The sequence below is a fragment of the Streptomyces phyllanthi genome (assembly GCF_009377205.1).
Taxonomy (GTDB): Bacteria; Actinomycetota; Actinomycetes; order Streptomycetales; family Streptomycetaceae; genus Streptomyces; species Streptomyces phyllanthi.
Map to the genome: position 1 here is coordinate 1 of NZ_VJZE01000147.1, position 18,804 is coordinate 18,804.

Below are 18,804 nucleotides of genomic sequence, written 5' to 3' on the forward strand. Positions count from 1 at the left end.
GGCTCAAACAGCCGACCGGCCGTTACGGGGGGAGAACAGCCGAGGAACGCCAGGCGGAGAGACGCCGGCGCTTCCTCGACGCCGCACTCGGGCTCTTCGGCGACAGCCCGGGGTTCCGCGGGACGACCGTGGCGGCGCTGAGCGAGGAGGCGGGCCTGTCCACCCGTCAGTTCTACGAGGAGTTCCGCACGCTGGAGGACGTTCTGGCCGCCCTCCACCTCCAGGTCAACGACTGGGCCGAACAGGCCGCTCTGGCCGGGCTCGCCACGGCGGAGGGGCAGTCGATCACCGAGCGCGCCACGGCGGCCTTCCGCGCCTACGCGGCCAACGTCACCGGCGATCCCCGCCGGCTGCGCATCACCTTCATCGAGATCATCGGGGTCAGCCCACGGCTGGAACGGCAGCGCCTGGAGCGCCGTTCCCGCTGGGTCGACTTCATCTGCGCGGAGGCGGCCGCGGCCGCCGAACGCGGCGAGGCGGTCCAGCGGGACTACCGCATCGCCGCCGCGGCGTTCATCGGCAGCGTCAACGGCCTGCTGCACGACTGGCAGGCCGGCTGGGTGGACGCGACCCTCGACGAGGTGGTCGAGGAACTCGTCCAGCTGCTCCTGGGGATCCTCCGGCCACCGGGATGGAGCCCGGGAGCCGGCGATGGTCCATGAGGCTCCGTTTCCGATCCGCCCGCGCGGCGCCCGCCACCGGTGAGGCATGAACCGGTCGGCGCTCAGCCCGCCACGCGCCGCACCGCGTCGAGGACCGGGGCCACCCCGTCCTCGACGCGGAGGCGCTCGGCCAGACTCCGGGCGCGCCGCCCGTACACGGCGTTCCCGGTCGCCTCGCGCAGCGCGGACGCCAGGGCCCCCGCCGTGAGATGGCGCAGCGGCACGGCGCGGGGCGCGACCCCGAGCGCGACGAGCCGTGCGGCCCAGAACCCCTCGTCGAACTGGATCGGCACGGGCACCGCGGGAACCCCGGCGCGCAGCCCGGCCGCGGTGGTGCCCGCGCCCGCGTGATGGACCACCGCGGCCATCCGCGGGAACAGCAGGGAGTGCGGTACGTCCCCGATGGTGAGCATGTCGTCGCCGTCACCGCGCAGTTCGCCCCACCCGCGCTGGATCACCCCGCGCAGCCCGGCCGCGCGCAACGCCCGTACGACCTGCCCGCTGAGCCGCTCGGCATCGGGCACGGTGGCGCTGCCGAGCCCCACGAACACCGGGGGAGGGCCCGCGTCCAGGAAGTCCCGCAGCTCCGGCGGGAGCCGGCGCTCCCCGTCGTACGGCCACCAGTAGCCGACCACGTCAAGACCGGGCCGCCAGTCGCGGGGCCGGGACACCACCTGGGGGCTGAAACCGTGGAGCACCGGCCAGCCGCGCCGTTCACGGGCCCGTCGGGCCGCACCCTGCCGGGCGTGGGACAGGCCGAGCCGCACCCGAAGATCCCGTACCGACTCCGCGAAGATCCGCTCCACGGCCATGGTCACCCCGTGCGCGGCGGCACGGTTCAGCACCGGACCCCAGGAACGGGTACCGGTCAGCGGGGGCGCGAACTCCCGGGTGGGCGCGAGCGGTTGCAGGTACACGCCCATGCTCGGCAGCGACAGTCCCTCGGCGACGGTGAGCCCGAGCGGGCCGAGGGGCCCGGCCAGCAGCAGGACGTCATGGGAACGGGCGGCGGCCACGACGTCGTCGGCCATCCGCCCGGCCAGCCGGCGGGCCATCGCCACCATGCGGATCAGCTTCCCGGCACCGGTGGCGCTGCGGTGCAGAGCCCGGCCGCTCTCCGACTCCAACTGCTCCCGCGGGTCGACGGGCAGCGCGTGGAACCGTACCCCCGAGCCCTCCACCAGCGGCTCGAAACGCCCGTGCGTCACCAGGGTGACCTCGTGCCCGGCCCGTACCAGTCCGTGTCCCAGACCGGTGTACGGGGCCACGTCGCCCCGGGATCCGGCCGTCATGATCGCGATCCGCACGCGGGTCAGTATGGCGGCGGACGGATGGCGGTGCCCCACGCTGCGGGCGACGCGTCCGAAAGAGCCTCCCAGGGTTTCCGAAAGTGGCTCACACCGGCCTCCGAGAGCCCGGCCAGGACCGGCTGCCTCCCCCCGGGTCCACCCATGGTCACCCATTCGGCTGAATCGGAGTCGCTTCCGGGGTGTCGTCCTGGACGGCCTCATACGGTGGACGAAACGGGAAGTGTCGGCGTCGTGTGGTCTGGAAGTGGTCACAGTGCTGGTAGTCACCTTCACGGGCCGGACGGCCTTCTCCGCTCCTGGGACGGGCGCGGGATACAGCATCTGGTCCTACAGAATCGAATCGAGCGGCCCTGGCAGCGGCGCCGGTGAACTTCCGGCCGGACACAGGATCGCGCTCGGCCTGCCCCATGAGGTGGACGTACGCGGCCCGGAGCAGTACCCGGACGCGTCCGAACTGCAGGGCATTTTCATCCAGCGAGAGGCCGCGTCGAGCCGCCAGTACGTGGGACGCGAGATCACCTCGCCCGGCACACAGACCATCTCGTTCGTCGCTCCGACCGGCGAAACCACCTGCGAGCTGCTGCTCGCCAGGGCGCCCCGGGGCCAGAGCCTGGCCGCGGTGCAGTTCTCCACCGCACCCGGTGGCACACCGGGAAACACCCAGCTCCTTCCCGCGCCGGTCAAAGGACCGCTGCTCAACGGCCGCCCGCCGGCCGAGTTCGCCGGCATGCTTCCCTACTCCAGCGAGTTGTTCGGCATCTACCAGCCGCTGGCCGGATGGTTCGGAATGCAGAACTCGCTGCGCGTCGCCCGGGGCGTCGCCGATGAGCTCCTGGCAGGCCTCGGCCGTGAGTCGTTCTCGGGCACTGCGGCGCGCACGCTGGATGACGAGGCCGTGGCCGCCCTGGCGGAGCACTTCGAAGCTCCGGCCCAGGGGGTCCTGTCGCCGGTCGGGCTGGTGAACCTTTTCCGGCAGTACTTCTTCGAGTTCGACACGTTCCTCGGCCCCCCGGCCGGCCACCTGTGGCTCAGTCCCGGGGGCACCGTGGAGGTCGTGGAGACCAGCACGCGGCGCACGCTGGTCGAGAGGACCGCCGAGCAGGCGGAGGAGACCTCGCGCAAGGTCGAGGAGAGCATGACCGAGCAGGACGACGTCGCCGACGCGGTCAAGGAGGACAACGCCAACGACACCAAACTCGGCATCAGCGCGTCCGGAGGCGCCAACGTCGGTATCTACCACGCCGACGCGAGCGCCAGCTTCAGCCTCAGCAGCACGGTCAAGCGGTCTTCGGAGGAGACGCACAAACACACCCGCACACAAAGCGCGAAGGTCTCCAGCGAGATCAAACGAAACTTCAAGACCACGTTCAAGACGGTGACCGAGACCACGGACACATCCAGCCGCCGCTACGTCGTACAGAACACCACGGGCAAACTCGTCAACTACGAGCTGCGGCGCAAGATGCGTAAAGTCGGCGTGCAACTGCAGCACATCGGCACACGGCTGTGCTGGCAGGTCTACCTTCCCGCACCGGGCCGCACCCTGGGCCTGGGCGACCTGGTCCACATCGTCTCCGCGCCGGACCTCACCTCGATCAGAAAGCCGGAACCGCCACCCCCGCTCGTCGTCAAGACCACCCAGTTCACCGGTGCGTTCCCCATCCGGAAGAAGCCTGGTACGCAGGATCCGCCGGAAGTCAACATGGAGTTCGTCCACCATGATCCTGAGGACGCGGAAGGGATCACGGACCACGACAACGCCAGACACGCCGTGGCCCGGATGGACTACACGCCCTCGCCGCCCGAGCAGGGATACAAGCTGAGAGACGCGCGGTTCCTCTCCGCTGCGCCCGGGCGGGCATTCGTCTCCCATCTGACCCGCGTCAACCAGGAGAAGACCGGCTTCGCCGTGTTCTCGAAGTTCTTCAATTCGGGCGACCTCAGCCCCATCGCTCTGACTTTCGAGCTCACATGGGATCCGCCGACCACGAACGACGCCCACGACCGCTATGCGGAGGAAAAGAAGGTCTACGACGCGGAGGTCGCCGAGCTGCAGCGCACCGCCTACGCTTCCGCCGTCCGCGAGCGCCTCGCCCTGGTCAGTTCGATGCGTCCACGCCCGTCACCGGATCTTCGGAACGAGGAGCGTCAGGAGATCTACGGGAGCCTGATCGAGAAACTCCGGCCGTTCGAGTTGTTCGAGGACATGTATCTGGGATCGGAGGTGCTTCGGCAGATCTTCGACGTGGACGAGATGCTGTACTTCGTGGCGCCGGACTACTGGAGGCCCCGTCCGGTCTCCGACACTCCGCCCCCGCCGGAGGACCCCGCCACGCCCACCCAGAGCAGCGTCGGTACATATCCGGTGCCGGACGCGAGTGTCCTCGCGGGCCGGACCGTGCTCAGCTGGTATTCCCACACCGACAAAGCGAACGCACTCGACCCGCTGGGCCACGCGACTCCCGAGTGGCGCGTGAACTATCTCATCACCGAAGAGTCACAGCCCGCACCCCTGGGCAGTTCGCTGGGCTGGCTGATCCAGATCGACGGTGACGCGCGCCGCAACGAGTTCCTCAATGCCGCATGGGTCAAGGCGGTCCTGCCTGTGCGTCCCGGACGCGAACCTGATGCGCTCGAGTGGCTCAGAAAGGCGGACGTCGAAGGGGAGGCCGCACTCGACCGCGACTACCCCTTCCAGCAAGGTGATCCCGAGGACTACCGTGACAAGAAGGTCGGCGAAGTCCTGGACCTCCTCGCATCCCAACTGGAGACATCCAACACGGCCATCGCCAACACCCTCGCCGCGGAAGAGGTCTTCGAAACCGGCTTCGACCCTCTGACGGGCGGGTTCAGGCCGGCCGATCCCTACAAGGTGTTCGACCAGTGGATCGAAGTCCTGCCCACCGATCAGGTCGTGGCCGTGGAGGTGCAGTACGACCCCAGGACCGGTCAGCAGCTGCCCGGTACCACCACTTCCTCCGACCGCACGATCGAGGGGTAACGGGTGGCCTTCCCCGTGACGGTCCGCTGGCGGCGCCCGCGTGAGCCTGAGCACTTCCTCCTGAGACGGCGTTCCCACGGCGGCGACCCCAACGGCACGGTGGAAGTGGACGTTGCGTCGCTCGACGCGAAGGAGCATCCACGATGGACCGACTCGACCGCGGGGACGCCGTGCACGACCACAGGCACGCCGACACACACAGAAATCGGCTTCATCGTGCCCGACGGCGCGGCCTCGATTCGGCTCAGGTTCACCGTCCGCCTACAGGTGAGTGGGCACGACGAGGAAGTCCTCACCTTCCTCCAGCGGTTGACCGTCGGCGGTCCCAGCCGCCTTGTGCCGGATGCCTATGAGCTTCCCAGATATGCTGGCCGGCTCAGAGACCGCGGGGGTCAGGGCAATGTGCGACAGCAGGTGCCGAGCTGGGTGCCCAGTGGCCGGGTCCGGCGTTTCCTCGGCCACCACCCGCTTCTCAACGTGGTCGGAGGGAGAACAGTCGAAGTCGACACCGAATTCCTCGATGTCACCAACCTGTGGTGGATGCTGCATTTCCGCGTGTGCCCCAACAACATCGAGGCCGGCTTCAACCCGTGGTACCTGGAGCCCGTCTGCAACGACCACCCGGCCCGCCTCAGAGTCCTGCTCAACACGCGGGTCACTCCCATGGTGTGGTTCGCAACCCTCCCCCGGGAGGCGGGCGGGGCAACCGAGGACAAGCCGGATCTCCCCGACGCCACCACCGTCGGGGGGTATGTCTTCTTCCGCCCCATCGGAAGCGCATACGCCTACCCCTCCACCAACGCCGGTGTACTGACGGAGCCGAAGCACGCGACCGCGGGTATGCGCAACCTGTGCCGATATCTGCTCCAAGGCCATACTCGATCTCAGAAAACGAAGATCACCGGCCTGCCGGACTGGCACCAACTGCTGGACCACAGCCCGGACGCCGTCAACCCGCTGGGCGGCTACGGGTTCTATCCCTGCGGCATGGAGTACGCCCTGGACCGCACGGCACCCAGACTCCTCGCGGAGAACCGCAGCCTCAGAGTGCTGCTCCTTCCGGTGCCGGACAGGGACAGCGACCTGGGATACGGAGGCATCACGGGGCCGGGAAACGCGGGGCGCGTCTCCGCGGCGCTGCGCTTGCTGTGGAGCCGAGGCGCATTCGGCGGCCCCGGCCAGCAACTCCTGCGCAGCGGTGAACCCGCTTCCCCGACTCCTCCCCAGTCCGGACTCTCCGCCCCGGCCGGAGGGACACTGCGCGTCGCCGATGACGCGTGGGTGGGCGCGTACAGCAGCGGTGGCCACGCGCTTTGGGCCCTTCTCAAGGACCCCGGGAACAGGGCCACCACCAGCCGCGTACTTGTCTTCGACACGGTCGAGTTCAAGAATCCCGGCGTGGACCGCCTCCTGAGCACGGCAAAGGCCCGAGGCCGGGGGCTGCAGGTACGCATCGTCTGGAGCCCGTACGCCATGGGGGGCCCTCCGCCCTCCGGCCTGCTCACCACCATGCGCGGGCTCGGCACACAGACAGCCGTGTTCCCCAAGACGGGAGCCAAGTACTTCCAGCACCCGCCGAACGCGGACAATCTCTGGGCGGACTACGTGTTCGCCGACGCCAAGCCGTGGAAGCCGGAGATGTTTCCACCCCGCAAGATGAATGAGTGGTGGCACCAGTTCGTGGTTTTCGCGGGCGAAGAGCTTCACGACGACCCCAGGAACCCGCTCTCCGTCAGCTTCATGGAAGCCACCATGGCACCGTGAACCCGTCCTGAAGAGGACCCCGGAGATCCTTTCCTACTCGTCCCACGCCTGCAGCGTGGTCTGGTCGACGATCTTGCCGCCCCGCAGCGACAGCATCGAGGTGGCCAGCACCTTCACACCGTCCGGATACTCGCAGGCCTCTGTGTAGGCGACGTCGTCGCCGTCGACGACGCACCGCTCCAGCTTGTGCGTCATCTCGCGGCCGAACACGTCGTCGAGCATCTCGCCGATCTCGTTCCGCCCGTGCATCACCTTCGGATGGCTGGGCTGGGTGTTGCGGTCCACGACGCGCAGCTCCGCGTCGTCCGCGTACATCGACAGCAGCGTCGCCGCGTCGCGCTCCTCGATGCTCCGGCGCAGAATCTCGGTGTCGAAGGCGGGGCTTGCCGAAGTGCCCATGGTGACCGACCTCCTTCACGGGCGGCGGCCCGACAGGGGATCGGGCCGCGCAAGGCCTCTGCTTCGAGGCTCCCCCGCCGCACGGGACCCGGCAAGCGCAACCGGACCCGCGCGGCGACGGCACACCCCGCCCCGGGTGGTTCAGGCGGTGGCGAGGAACTGTGTGGCGGCCAGTTCGGCGTAGAGCGGATCGGCGGCCACGAGTTCCCGGTGGGTGCCGACCGCGCGGACCCGGCCCGCGTCCATGACGACGATGCGGTCGGCCATCGTCACCGTGGACAGCCGGTGCGCGACGACGAGGACCGTGGTCGTCCGGGCGACCGCGGCGACCGTGTCGCGCAGCGCCGCCTCGTTGACCGCGTCGAGCTGCGAGGTCGCCTCGTCGAGGAGCAGCAGACGCGGGCGGCGCAGCAGGGCGCGGGCGATGGCGACACGCTGGCGCTCGCCGCCGGAGAGCTTGGTGCCCCGGTGCCCGACGAGGGTCTCCAGACCCTGCGGCAGCTTCTCCACCAGGCCGTCCAGCCGCGTCGTCTTCAGCACGCGCGTGAGCTCGGCCTCGTCGGCCTCCGGGTTGCCCAGCAGCAGGTTGTCCCGCAGAGAGCCCGACAGCACGGGCGCGTCCTGCTCCACGTACCCGATCGCGGACCGCAGCAGGGACAGCTCCCAGTCGGCGACATCGCGGCCGTCCAGCGTGATGACGCCCGCCTCCGGGTCGTAGAACCGCTCGATGAGCGAGAACACGGTGGTCTTGCCCGCGCCGGACGGACCCACGAACGCGGTCATGCCCCGGGCCGGCACCGTGAAGCTCACGCCGTGGTGGACATACGGCAGGTCGTCGGCGTACCGGAAGCGGACGTCCTCGAAGGCGAGCGCGGCGGGCTCGGCGCCGGGCGAGGGCAACGGCGCGGGCCGGGACGACGGTTCGGCGGGCAGCCGCAGCGCCTCCTGGATACGGCCGAGGGCGGCGGCACCGGTCTGGTACTGGGTGACGGCACCGACGACCTGCTGGATCGGCGACATCAGATAGAAGACGAACAGCAGGAACGCGACCAGCGTGCCCACGTCGATGGCGCCCGTCGCGACCCGGCCCCCGCCCACCGCGAGCACGGTGATGAAGGCGATCTGCATGGAGAGCCCCGCCGTGTTGCCCGCCGCCGCGGCCCACTTGGCGGCCCGTACGCTCTGCCGCCACGACTCCTTCGCCGCCGCGTGGACCGCCTCCTCCTCGCGGTGCTCGGCACCGGACGCCTTGACCGTGCGCAGCGCGCCGAGGATCCGCTCCAGCGAGGCGCCCATCGCCCCGACGGCGTTCTGAGCCGCGCGGCTGGCCCGGTTGATCCGCGGCACGATCACACCGAGCACGAGGCCCGCGCCCACGATCACGCCCAGGGTGACGGCGAGCAGCACCGGGTCGACCACACCCATCATCACCACCGTCGCGACCAGCGTGAGACCGCCGGTGCCGAGACCCACCAGCGAGTCCGTGGTGACCTCGCGCAGCAGCGTGGTGTCCGAGGTGATGCGGGCCATCAGGTCGCCCGGCTCGCTACGGTCCACGGCCGCTATCCGCAGCCGCAGCAGATACGACGACAGAGTGCGCCGGGCGCCCAGAACGACGGACTCGGCGGTGCGGCGCAGCACGTACGACCCCAGCGCGCCGATGCCCGCGTTCGCGACGACCAGCGCCGACATGAGGAGCAGTGCCCCGGTGATGGGCCGGTCCCGTGACAGGTTCTCGATCAGCTCCCGCGCCACCAGGGGAAGCGCCAGCCCGGTGGCGCCCGTGGCCAGCGCCAGCAGCGCGCCCAGCAGCAGTGCCCAGCGGTGCGGTCGTACGTATCCCAGCAGCAGCCGCCATGTCGGCTGATCGTTCTCTGTCGCCTTCTCGCTCACATCGCTCCTCGCGGCCCTCGGGAGTCGGGGCGGAGCGTTCAGGCTACGGGGGCCGCCGGGCCTGGCCGCACCGGATTTTCGCGCCGGCGGGCACGGTGGGCCTTCTCCGGCCGCTCCCGGTGCGTCCGCCGGAGATCCACATCCCTTACCGATCAGTCACGCGTAGGGTCTGAGGAGCGGGCATCCGACCGCGGAAAGACCGAAGGAAGGGTTCATCATGGCGCAGGAAGTACGCGGCGTGATCGCACCGGGCAAGAACGAGCCGGTGCGGATCGAGACGATCCTCGTACCGGACCCCGGGCCGGGCGAGGCCGTGGTGAAGGTGCAGGCCTGCGGCGTGTGCCACACCGACCTGCACTACAAGCAGGGCGGCATCAACGACGACTTCCCCTTCCTGCTCGGGCACGAGGCGGCGGGTGTCGTGGAGTCGGTCGGCGCGGGCGTCACCGATGTCGCGCCCGGTGACTTCGTGATCCTCAACTGGCGTGCCGTGTGCGGCAACTGCCGCGCCTGTCGCCGCGGGCGCCCCTGGTACTGCTTCGCCACGCACAACGCCGAGCAGAAGATGACCCTCGCCTCGACCGGCCAGGAGCTGTCCCCGGCCCTGGGCATCGGCGCCTTCGCCGAGAAGACGCTCGTCGCGGCCGGGCAGTGCACCAAGGTCGACCCCGCGGCCTCCCCGGCCGTGGCCGGACTGCTCGGCTGCGGTGTGATGGCGGGTATCGGCGCCGCCATCAACACCGGCAACGTCGGCCGCGGCGACAGCGTCGCCGTCATCGGCTGCGGCGGTGTCGGTGACGCGGCCATCGCCGGGTCACGGCTGGCCGGCGCCGAGAAGATCATCGCCGTGGACATCGACGACCGGAAGCTGGCCAAGGCCAGGGAGATCGGCGCCACGCACGCCGTCAACTCCAAGAACAGCGACGCGGTCGAGGCGATCCGTGAGCTGACCGGGGGCTTCGGCGCCGATGTCGTCATCGAGGCGGTGGGCCGCCCGGAGACGTACCAGCAGGCCTTCTACGCCCGCGACCTCGCCGGCACGGTCGTCCTGGTCGGTGTGCCGACACCGGAGATGAAGCTCGAACTGCCGCTGCTGGACGTCTTCGGCCGCGGTGGCGCCCTCAAGTCCTCCTGGTACGGCGACTGCCTCCCCGACCGCGACTTCCCGATGCTGATCAACCTGTACCTCCAGGGACGGCTGGACCTGGAGGCCTTCGTCACCGAGACCATCCAACTCGACGAGGTGGAGAAGGCGTTCGAGCGGATGCACGCCGGTGACGTCCTGCGTTCGGTGGTGACGCTGTGACCGACGCGCGCATCGAACACCTCGTCACCTCGGGCCAGTTCACCCTGGACGGCGGCACCTGGGACGTCGACAACAACGTGTGGATCGTCGGCGACGACCGCGAGGCGATCGTCATCGACGCCGCGCACGACGCGGACGCCATCGCAGCGGCGGTGGGGGAGCGGCGGCTGCTGGCCATCGTGTGCACCCACGCCCACAACGACCACATCGACGCCGCGCCCGCCCTCGCCGCACGCACCGGCGCCCCGATCTGGCTCCACCCCGACGACCTGCCGCTGTGGAAGCAGACCCACCCCGACCGCCTCCCCGACAACCGGCTCGCCGACGGCCAGGTCATCGAGGTGGCCGACGTGGACCTCACCGTCCTGCACACCCCGGGCCACGCCCCGGGCGCGGTCTGCCTGCAGGCCCCCGGTCTGGGCACCGTCTTCACCGGCGACACCCTCTTCCAGGGCGGGCCGGGCGCCACCGGGCGGTCGTTCTCCCACTTCCCGACGATCATCGACTCGATCCGGGACCGCCTGCTCGCCCTGCCGGCGGACACGGTGGTCCGTACCGGCCACGGCGACTCCACCACGATCGGTGCCGAGGCACCCCACCTCGACGAGTGGATCACGCGCGGGCACTGACGCGGCGGTCGTACGGACCGGGAGAGCGACCGAGCACGGCCGGGCTGCCGAGAAGGCGTGGCAGCCCGGCCCTCATCGGCCCCCCTGGGAAACACGACAGAAGATGTCCGGTTTCCACGGCACCCTCGAAGAGACACCGGTTCGGCACGCCGTGACGCGGGCCGGTGTCCGTCAGGTTGCCGTCAGCACACACGGGAGGTCGGACATGGCAGGACCGCTGGAGGGCAGGGTCGCGCTGGTCGCGGGGGCGACACGGGGCGCGGGGCGCGGTGTCGCCGTGGAGCTGGGAGCGGCCGGGGCCACCGTGTACGTCACCGGCCGCAGCACGCGCGAGCGGCGCTCGGAGTACGACCGGCCGGAGACCATCGAGGACACCGCCGACCTGGTCACCGCGGCGGGCGGCGAGGGCATCGCCGTACCGACCGACCACCTGGACCCGGACCAGGTCCGCACGCTCGTCAGCCTCATCGAGAGTCGGCGGGGACGCCTGGACATCCTCGTCAACGACATCTGGGGCGGCGAACACCTCTTCGAGTGGGACACCCCGGTCTGGGAGCACGACCTCGACAACGGCCTGCGGCTGCTGCGGCTCGCCGTCGAGACCCACGCGATCACCAACCACCACGCCCTGCCCCTGCTGCTGCGCCACCAGGGTGGCCTGGTCGTGGAGATGACCGACGGCACCGCCGACTACAACCGCGACAACTACCGCAGCTCCTTCTTCTACGACCTCGCCAAGGCGTCCGTGCTCCGCATGGGGTTCGCCCTGAGCCGCGAACTCGGCCCGCGCGGCGCCACCGCCGTGGCCCTCACCCCCGGCTGGCTGCGCTCGGAGATGATGCTCGAGACCTTCGGCGTCACCGAGGACACCTGGCGCGACGCCCTGGAGCGCGTCCCGCACTTCTGCATCTCCGAGACCCCGCGCTACGTCGGCCGCGCCGTGGCCGCCCTGGCCGCCGACCCGGAGGTCGCCCGCTTCAACGGCGAGTCGCTCTCCAGCGGCGGCCTCGCCCAGGTATACGGCTTCACCGACCTCGACGGCAGCCGCCCGGACGCCTGGCGCTATCTCGTCGAGATCCAGGACACGGGCAAGCCGGCGGACGCGACGGGGTACCGCTGACGATTCGGTACGGGTCCGGGGCCGCGCTGTGTCAGGTGCGGGCCCGGACCCCGGAAGGTGCCCGTGAGGGTACGGGTCGTTACCGGGACGGGCTGCGAGCCGGTGGTCCAGGGCGACGGTCTCCTTCAGGGTCCTCGCGTGGTCGGAGTGCACCGCGGCGCCGGGAGCTGCCGTATGAAGGCGGACGGACCGTACGTCATCCGCCCCGCAGGCAGTACGTTCGGCCGCATGGATGCACTGAGGCGCTTCGAGGGGTACGGGGTGTTCGTCACGGGTGCGGCCCGCGGCATCGGCGCGGCCGTCGCGCGGCGGCTGGCCGAGGAGGGTGCGCGGGTGCTCGTCACCGACGTGGACCTGGACGTGGCGGAGCGGACGGCCGCGGAACTGCGCGAGGGCGGGCTGAGCGCCGAGGCGTACCGGTGCGACGTCGCCGACCGGTCATCGGTGGAGGCGGCGGTCGCGTACGCCGTGGACGCCTTCGGCTCGCTCGACGTCCTGGTCAACAGCGCGGCCCGCTGCACGCCCGACGTCCCGCTCTTCGAGGACGGGCCCGACGAGGACTGGGCGCGCGATCTCGACCTCACCCTGACCGGCGCGTACCGCTGCTGCCGCGCCGCGCTCCCGCACCTGGAGGCCTCGGGGCGCGGCGCGATCGTCAGCATCGGCTCCGTGAACGGCCTCCAGGACTTCGGCAACCACGCCTACAGCGCCGCGAAGGCAGGGCTGATGTCGCTGACCCGCACCCTCGCCGGGCACGCCGCGTCCCGGGGCGTGCGCGTCAACCTGGTGGCACCCGGCACGGTCCGCACCTCGGCGTGGGAGGGCAGGGACGACGACCTCACCGCGGCGGCCGAGGTGTACCCGCTGGGGCGGGTCGGCGAGCCGGAGGACATCGCGGCGGCGGTCGCGTTCCTCGCCTCACGGGACGCGGCCTGGATCACCGGCACGACCCTGCGCGTGGACGGCGGGCTGCTGGCCGTCAACACCGCGTTCCACCGGGCGATACGGCGATGAGGTGGCTGTGACCTCGGAGGGTACGTCCGAGGGGTAGAACTGGGCGTACCAGCGGCGCAGCGCCTTGATGCCCTTCTCGTGCGGCAGCAGGACCGGGCGTGCCTGGTGGATCTTGTGGTCCCAGATCCGTACCTCCTCGCGCACCTCGTCCAGGGCCTCCGCACGGAAGACGAGCTTGAGGACGGGCGCCAGGAACGGGGCACGGGACGGTTTGCGCACGTAGTACAGCATCCGCATCTCGCTCGTGCGGTCGTCGATCGGAGTGGTGAGCGCGACGGCGGTCACCGACAGCACGGGCCCGTGGGCGCGGACCACCATGACGCCGGGCCCGTACATGAACGCGTCGAAGGTGTTGTCGATGTCCCGGCCGAGGACGCGCCGGCGGATCCGCCCGCGGACCTCGGCGAAGGGGCCGTCCGCGCGCAGATCCTGGACGGGGGGTTCGCTCTGGCCGTGGATGAAGTGGAAATGGGACTCGTCCACGATGTTCTCGCGCATCTCCTGGATGTGGATGCGCGCCCGGCAGGTGTCGTCGACCGGCGTGGCGAAGCCCCTGGACACCGTCTCAGGGATCTCCGGCACCTCCCACGACGGCTCGCCCGGCCCGGTGTACACGAACACGAGCCCGCTGTGCTCACGGACCGGGAAGCCGCCGATCGACACCTTGGGGGTCCGCACCGCGAACGGAGCCTCCACGCACCGCCCGTCCGCACCGAACCGCCATCCGTGGAACGGGCACTCCACGGTGCCGTCCACGACCTTCCCGCCGGCGCCCAGGTGCGCGCCGTAGTGCGGGCAGTGCGCGTCCCGGACGGCCGGCTGCCCGTCCGCTCCCCGGAAGGCGATCAGGGCGCGTCCGAAGTAGTGCAGGCTCACGACTCTGCCCGGCCGCAGCTCGGAGCTGCGCAGCAGGGCGTACCACCCGTACGGAACGGAGGGCATCGGGTACTCGTCGGCCCGCGGATCACGAGGCAGGGCGGACAGATTGTCATGGCTACGACGACGCAATCGCATGCGCCGATGCTAACGATCTCCGTGGACTGCGCGCCTGGAGACCGGAGAGGAAAAAGGGCGACGAGGGCGACGGAGCCCTCACGGCCTCCGGACAGGACGGCCGGGCCGATGGCGGCGCACACTGGGAAGTGGGCCGCGGTTGGTGCCCGTAGGGGGGTTGGTGCTCATAGGGGGTGTCGGCCGATGTCACGGAAGCCGCGTAAGCCGTACAAGTCGCAAAGGTCCCGGAAATCGAGGAAGTCCCAGAGCCCCCAGAAGTCCCATGGACCACGGGGTCGGGGAAGCGGGCGCCCCGGCCGCGCCGGACTGTGGCGGTGGCGGCGCAGTCCGCTGAGGAGGCGCAGCGACCTCGTGGAGGCGTGGGTGCTGCTGGCGGCCTGGGTGCTGGCCGTGGTCGGCGGCGCCCTGGTGGGCCTCGTGGCGGCGAGTGCCGCGCACCGGACCTTCGACCAGCAGCGGGCCGAGCGCAGCGAGGTGGCGGCCACGGTGGTCGAGAACCGCGCCGGGGCGACCGGCGCGGGGGACGCGGAGACCACGCGGGTGGCGGACGGCGACCGGATCTGGGTCACGGTCCGCTGGGCGGCTCCGGACGGTGCGACACGCACGGGCCGTACCCAGGTGGAGCCCGACACCCGTGTAGGGAGCCGTGTCACCGTCTGGACGGACCGGCAGGGCGCCCTGGCGGCACAGCCGCTGAACTCCACCGAGGCCCTCCTGGAGGCGGGCATGCTGGGCGCCATGGCCACGGCCGCCATGGGCGGAGCGGTGTGGATGTGCGCCTACGCCGTGCGCGACCAACTGGAGCGGCGGAGGCTGGCGCGGTGGGACGAGGAGTGGCAGCGGCTGGACACCCGGTGGGGGCGGACGACCGGATGAGGCCCTGGCGCATCTGGGACAGCCGTGCGCATGCCCGGGAACGCCAGTGAGCCACTGGCGGAGCGGCGCGAGTCGGGGATGGCGGTGGGCGGCGAGGTCCTTTGAGAGCCTGTGTCATATCCCCGGTCGGATCAGCGCGCGGCGTCTGGTGCGTGCGATCGCAAGGCGCCGGAGCGCCCTCGATGGGGGTCCCCCCGCTCGAGCGAAGCCGAGAGTGGGGGAGGAGTCACGTGGGCGTTTCGGCAACGCGGCGAGCGTGCGTGCCAGGCGTCGCACGCCCGGCCGGGGATATGACACAGGCTCTGAGCACGGCCGGACCTGCCAGGGCCTTACGCCGGCCCGGACGCGGGCACACCGGACCGCGCGGCCCGCGTCGCGCTCACGGACGGTGGCCGGCGGTCACTCTCAGCCGTTTCAGCTCTCGCCGTACGGGTCGCGCGGGGCCCGCACCGGTTTGGCCTCGGAGACCTTGATGTAGGGGATCACGCCGTCGTTGACGGGGTCCTTGGTCCGCTTGCCGGTGTAGGTGCCGGTGACCTCGAGCCAGGTGTCCGGCCGCAGGACGGGCGGAAGCTCCCCGGACATGCCGACCTTGACCGGCTGGGCGTCGGCCGCACAGCAGTTGAGGGCCATGCGGATGAGATACGGGGTGCCGTCGCCGTCGAGGGCGACGAAACCCGTGACCTTCACGCGGCGGTCACCGAGGCTGCGCCCGTGGTCGTAGACCGCGCGGCCGGCGTAGTCGGCGAGGTCGAGCCGGAGCGGGTCGCCGGAGGGGAGGTCCGGGTAGCCCCACGGCTGTTGCTGCAGGGCCGTGCCCGCGCGCATGGCGCTGTAGGAGCCCAGGGCCGGCGGGGCCACCAGGATGAGGGCGACCAGCGGCAGGACCAGCAGCCAGGAGACGCGCGGTTCGCGGTGGACGTGGCCCCCCTCGCCCGGCTGGCTCCCCTCACCTTCGTGCTCCTCGCCGCCGCTCGCGCGAGTGCGCCGCCGCTCGTACCACACGGTCGCCGCCGCCGCGACGATCAGGACCGCGCCCGCCAGGAGCAGCAGCGGGCGCAACTCGGCCTTGACGTACCGGAGATAGAGGTCGGTGAAGCCGGCGCGCAGTACGGCGACGCCGACGAGGAACAGGATCACTGCCTGGGCCTGGCGGTTCACAGCAGCACCGCCCCCACCAGGACCGACACCAGGACGGCCAGAGCGAACGTGGCGGGCGCGAAGCGCAGCGCGAAGGCGCGGCCGAACGTGCCCGCCTGCATCGCGAACAGCTTCAGGTCGATCATCGGCCCGACCACGAGGAACGCCAGCCGGGCGGTGAGCGAGAACTGCGACAGCGACGCGGCCACGAACGCGTCCGCCTCCGAGCAGATCGACAGCAGTACGGCGAGGACCGCCAGGGCGAGGACGGACACCACCGGGTTGTCGGCCGCCGCCCGCAGCCAGTGCTCGGGGACGACGGCCTTGAGGGTGGCCGCCGCCATCGCGCCCACGACGAGGAAACCGCCCGCGTGCATCACGTCGTGCCGTACGGAACCCCAGAACGCGGCCCCCTTGCCGAGGCCCTCCGTGGACGGGCGGGACGGCAGCCGCAGCCAGTCGCTGCGGCCGAGGCGGTGCCACAGCCAGCCCATCGTGCACGCCACGATCAGACTGGCCACGAACCGGGCGAGCACCATCTCCGGGTTGCCGGGGAACGCCACGGCGGTCGCCGTCAGCACGATCGGGTTGATGGCCGGGGCGGACAGCAGGAACGCCAGCGCCGCCGCCGGGGTGACGCCCCGTCGCACCAGCGCCCCGGCCACCGGCACCGACGCGCACTCGCAGCCGGGCAGCACCGCCCCCGCCATCCCGGCGACCGGCACCGCCATCACGGGCCGCTTCGGCAGCGCGCGGGCGAAGAACGACGGCGGGACGAACACGGCGAGCGCCGCCGACAGCAGCACGCCGAGCACCAGGAACGGCAGGGCCTGCACCACCACCGCGACGAACACGGTCATCCAGCTCTGCATCACCGGCGCGGCCAGCGCCCCCCGGAGCGGCCCCTGCAGGGCCACCACCAGGAGCAGCAACATGGTCAGGGCGAGGGGCGAGTCGAGCCGCCGGCCCTGGGACTCCTCCGCGTCGGGGCGGTCGGCGCGGGGCGGCGCTGCCTTGGTGATGGTCACGGGATCGGCTACCTCCGGCGTGGCAGGGCGTTGTTCGGTCGGTCGCCCTCCCCTTCCAGTACGCCGGTCACGCTACAGCTGCTCAACTCGCGCCCCGAGTCGGGGCTGTCCTCGGGTCATGCGCCTCCCGCGTCCCGGTGAGCGCCGCCCTGCCGGGGTCTTCTCCTCGCTGGGGGAGCTCCGACCGTGCCGCCAACGTGTGCTGTAACGTCGGTTACGGGAAATGCTTCTCTTGAAATGCGTTGCCCGGAAGGGCAACAGACGTCACAAGGGAGTCAATGTCTGTAATGAAAACTCCAGATCACGGCGAGCACGGGGAAGGCGTGACGCGTCTCCGCACGGCCGTACGCGACCGCTGGGAGAGCCTCTCCGCGTCCGAGCGGGCGGTGGCCCGCTATCTGGTGAGTGCTCCCGTGGAGCGGCTGCTGTTCACCGGCGCCCAGGAGCTGGGGACGGCCAGCGGGACCAGTAACGCCACGGTCGTCCGTGCGCTCCAGCGGCTGGGATACGGCGGGCTGCCCGCGCTCAAGCGGGAGCTGGCGTTCGGCTTCACCGCCGCGGTGGCGCCCGAGGTGCGGATGCGGCAGCGGGTCGCCCATGTCGGGCGGGACCTGGACGGTATCCGGGGCGAGGTGATCGACGAGGCCAGGGAGCGTATCGAGCAGACCCGGCGACTGACGGAGCCGGGTGTGCTGCGCGCGGCGGTGGAGGCGCTGGCGGGCGCCGGGGAGATCCACTGCTTCGGGATCGCGGCCTCCGAACCGGCCGCGCGCCATCTGGCGCTGGCCCTCGGCCGGATCGGGCGCCGCTCCCGCTGCGTCGACGCGACCGGCTTCGCGCTCGCCGACGATCTGCTGGCGCTGCGTCAGGGCGACGCCGTGGTGGTCTTCCAGCCCGGACGTGCCCTGACGGAGCTGACCGTGCTCGTCGAGCGGGCCCGCGCGGTCGGGGCGCGCGTCGTGCTCGTCACCGACGAGCTGGGCGAGGAGTTCGGCGACCGCGTCGACGCCGTACTTACCGCGCCGCGCACCCCGACAGGCATCACCTCCGAGGCCCTCACCGCGCTCGTCGTCGCCGATGTGCTGCTGCTTGCGCTGACGACGCTGGACGAGACACGGGCGGCGGACACGTCACATCAACTGACGGTGCTGCGGGAGCAGTTGCTGTCCCCGAAGGGCGGCCGCAGGGGCTGAGGGCGCCGCCCTCCCCGTAAGGCCGGCTTCGCGAGAGGGTGCGGCCCCGAACCGGTGGGGGAGGCCGGTTCAGGGCCGCGGGGGTGGCGCGTGGGGCATCGCGCCGGGTCGGGAGCGTTGAGTCGGGGTGCTGAGTCAGGGTGCTGAGTCGGGGTCTTGGGCCGGGGGTGTCGAGCTGGTGCTGACCCGGGATGTCGAGCGGGGGCAGCCTGCAACTCCTCGCAGTGCCCAGGCGGCTGCCGACCGTCCGGAACGGCCCCGGCCGCCCCAGGCCGCGGGCGCGCGGCGGCTCGCCTGTCTACAGCGGCCTGCCCGTCTGCGGTGCCCTGTCTGCGGCGGCTGCCTGTCTGCGGTGGCCTGCCCGTATGCGGTGGTCTGTCTGCGGCGGCTTGCCTGTCTGTGGTGGCCCGTCTGCGGCGGCTCGCTGCCCGTGACGACCAGACCCGCTCCCACTG

15 protein-coding genes are annotated in these 18,804 nt (G+C 71.3%); 9 read left to right on the forward strand and 6 right to left on the reverse strand.

The window, feature by feature from the left end; translation table 11 throughout:
- Positions 1–662, forward strand: a 662-nt coding sequence (locus tag FNH04_RS21240; protein WP_152786591.1) for a TetR/AcrR family transcriptional regulator, incomplete at its 5' end; no start/stop codon positions are given.
- A gap of 62 nt (positions 663–724) precedes the next feature.
- Here FNH04_RS21240 and FNH04_RS21245 read toward each other — a convergent pair.
- The gene (locus FNH04_RS21245; protein ID WP_152786609.1) at positions 725–1,954 is read right to left on the reverse strand and encodes a glycosyltransferase; all 1,230 of its coding nucleotides are present in this window, start codon (positions 1,952–1,954) and stop codon (positions 725–727) included.
- Between the two features lie 271 nt (positions 1,955–2,225).
- On the opposite strand from FNH04_RS21245, the gene FNH04_RS21250 reads away from it, so the two are divergent.
- Both FNH04_RS21250 and FNH04_RS21255 read left to right on the forward strand, forming a co-directional pair.
- A complete protein-coding gene (locus FNH04_RS21250; RefSeq protein WP_152786593.1) occupies positions 2,226–4,973 on the forward strand; it encodes a hypothetical protein in 2,748 nt (915 codons plus the stop codon).
- Positions 4,974–5,399: 426 nt separating this feature from the next.
- Entirely contained in the window at positions 5,400–6,737 is a 1,338-nt protein-coding gene (locus FNH04_RS21255; protein WP_152786595.1) for a hypothetical protein, read from the forward strand.
- A 33-nt stretch (positions 6,738–6,770) separates the two neighbouring features.
- Here FNH04_RS21255 and FNH04_RS21260 read toward each other — a convergent pair whose 3' ends face one another.
- Together FNH04_RS21260 and FNH04_RS21265 are read right to left on the reverse strand one after the other, a co-directional pair.
- Complete coding sequence (locus tag FNH04_RS21260; protein WP_152786597.1) at positions 6,771–7,136, reverse strand: nuclear transport factor 2 family protein; 366 nt, start codon at positions 7,134–7,136, stop codon at positions 6,771–6,773.
- A gap of 141 nt (positions 7,137–7,277) precedes the next feature.
- A complete protein-coding gene (locus tag FNH04_RS21265; protein ID WP_322723445.1) occupies positions 7,278–9,029 on the reverse strand; it encodes an ABC transporter ATP-binding protein in 1,752 nt (583 codons plus the stop codon).
- A 217-nt stretch (positions 9,030–9,246) separates the two neighbouring features.
- Between FNH04_RS21265 and FNH04_RS21270 the strand changes: the two genes are divergently transcribed.
- The 4 genes from FNH04_RS21270 (at position 9,247) to FNH04_RS21285 (ending at position 13,098) form a co-directional block, all read left to right on the forward strand.
- Positions 9,247–10,335: an S-(hydroxymethyl)mycothiol dehydrogenase gene (locus FNH04_RS21270; protein ID WP_152786599.1), complete on the forward strand. Its 1,089-nt coding sequence runs from the start codon at positions 9,247–9,249 to the stop codon at positions 10,333–10,335.
- Positions 10,332–10,964, forward strand: a complete 633-nt coding sequence (locus FNH04_RS21275; protein ID WP_322723447.1) for an MBL fold metallo-hydrolase — start codon at positions 10,332–10,334, stop codon at positions 10,962–10,964. The genes FNH04_RS21270 and FNH04_RS21275 overlap by 4 nt, the downstream gene beginning before the upstream one ends.
- 205 nt (positions 10,965–11,169) lie before the next feature.
- Positions 11,170–12,084, forward strand: coding sequence for an SDR family oxidoreductase (locus FNH04_RS21280; protein ID WP_152786601.1), 915 nt, complete (start codon positions 11,170–11,172; stop codon positions 12,082–12,084).
- 228 nt (positions 12,085–12,312) lie between these two features.
- Positions 12,313–13,098 (forward strand): SDR family NAD(P)-dependent oxidoreductase, encoded by a 786-nt coding sequence (locus FNH04_RS21285; RefSeq protein ID WP_152786603.1) that lies wholly within the window; start codon positions 12,313–12,315, stop codon positions 13,096–13,098.
- Here the strand turns inward: FNH04_RS21285 and FNH04_RS21290 are convergent.
- Positions 13,003–14,112 (reverse strand): Rieske 2Fe-2S domain-containing protein, encoded by a 1,110-nt coding sequence (locus FNH04_RS21290; RefSeq protein WP_228031537.1) that lies wholly within the window; start codon positions 14,110–14,112, stop codon positions 13,003–13,005. The genes FNH04_RS21285 and FNH04_RS21290 overlap by 96 nt on opposite strands.
- A 306-nt stretch (positions 14,113–14,418) precedes the next feature.
- Between FNH04_RS21290 and FNH04_RS21295 the strand changes: the two genes are divergently transcribed.
- Positions 14,419–14,988 (forward strand): Rv1733c family protein, encoded by a 570-nt coding sequence (locus FNH04_RS21295; protein WP_152786615.1) that lies wholly within the window; start codon positions 14,419–14,421, stop codon positions 14,986–14,988.
- Between the two features lie 414 nt (positions 14,989–15,402).
- On the opposite strand, the gene FNH04_RS21300 is transcribed toward FNH04_RS21295, so the two are convergent.
- Together FNH04_RS21300 and FNH04_RS21305 are read right to left on the reverse strand one after the other, a co-directional pair.
- Positions 15,403–16,149 (reverse strand): TIGR03943 family putative permease subunit, encoded by a 747-nt coding sequence (locus FNH04_RS21300; RefSeq protein WP_322723451.1) that lies wholly within the window; start codon positions 16,147–16,149, stop codon positions 15,403–15,405.
- On the reverse strand, positions 16,146–17,156 hold the full coding sequence (locus tag FNH04_RS21305) for a permease (protein WP_322723452.1): 1,011 nt from the start codon (positions 17,154–17,156) through the stop codon (positions 16,146–16,148). The genes FNH04_RS21300 and FNH04_RS21305 overlap by 4 nt, the downstream gene beginning before the upstream one ends.
- A gap of 287 nt (positions 17,157–17,443) precedes the next feature.
- Between FNH04_RS21305 and FNH04_RS21310 the strand changes: the two genes are divergently transcribed.
- Positions 17,444–18,349 (forward strand): MurR/RpiR family transcriptional regulator, encoded by a 906-nt coding sequence (locus FNH04_RS21310; RefSeq protein ID WP_386574223.1) that lies wholly within the window; start codon positions 17,444–17,446, stop codon positions 18,347–18,349.
- Positions 18,350–18,804 lie beyond the last annotated feature (455 nt).

What these genes read in the sequence shown, in the direction of transcription:
- FNH04_RS21245 (WP_152786609.1), bottom strand. Translation starts at nt 1,954, where the DNA reads ATGACGGCCGGATCCCGGGGCGACGTGGCCCCGTACACCGGTCTGGGA.
- FNH04_RS21260 (WP_152786597.1), bottom strand. Translation starts at nt 7,136, where the DNA reads ATGGGCACTTCGGCAAGCCCCGCCTTCGACACCGAGATTCTGCGCCGG.
- FNH04_RS21270 (WP_152786599.1), top strand. Translation starts at nt 9,247, where the DNA reads ATGGCGCAGGAAGTACGCGGCGTGATCGCACCGGGCAAGAACGAGCCG.
- FNH04_RS21280 (WP_152786601.1), top strand. Translation starts at nt 11,170, where the DNA reads ATGGCAGGACCGCTGGAGGGCAGGGTCGCGCTGGTCGCGGGGGCGACA.
- FNH04_RS21285 (WP_152786603.1), top strand. Translation starts at nt 12,313, where the DNA reads ATGGATGCACTGAGGCGCTTCGAGGGGTACGGGGTGTTCGTCACGGGT.
- FNH04_RS21290 (WP_228031537.1), bottom strand. Translation starts at nt 14,112, where the DNA reads ATGCGATTGCGTCGTCGTAGCCATGACAATCTGTCCGCCCTGCCTCGT.
- FNH04_RS21310 (WP_386574223.1), top strand. Translation starts at nt 17,444, where the DNA reads ATGAAAACTCCAGATCACGGCGAGCACGGGGAAGGCGTGACGCGTCTC.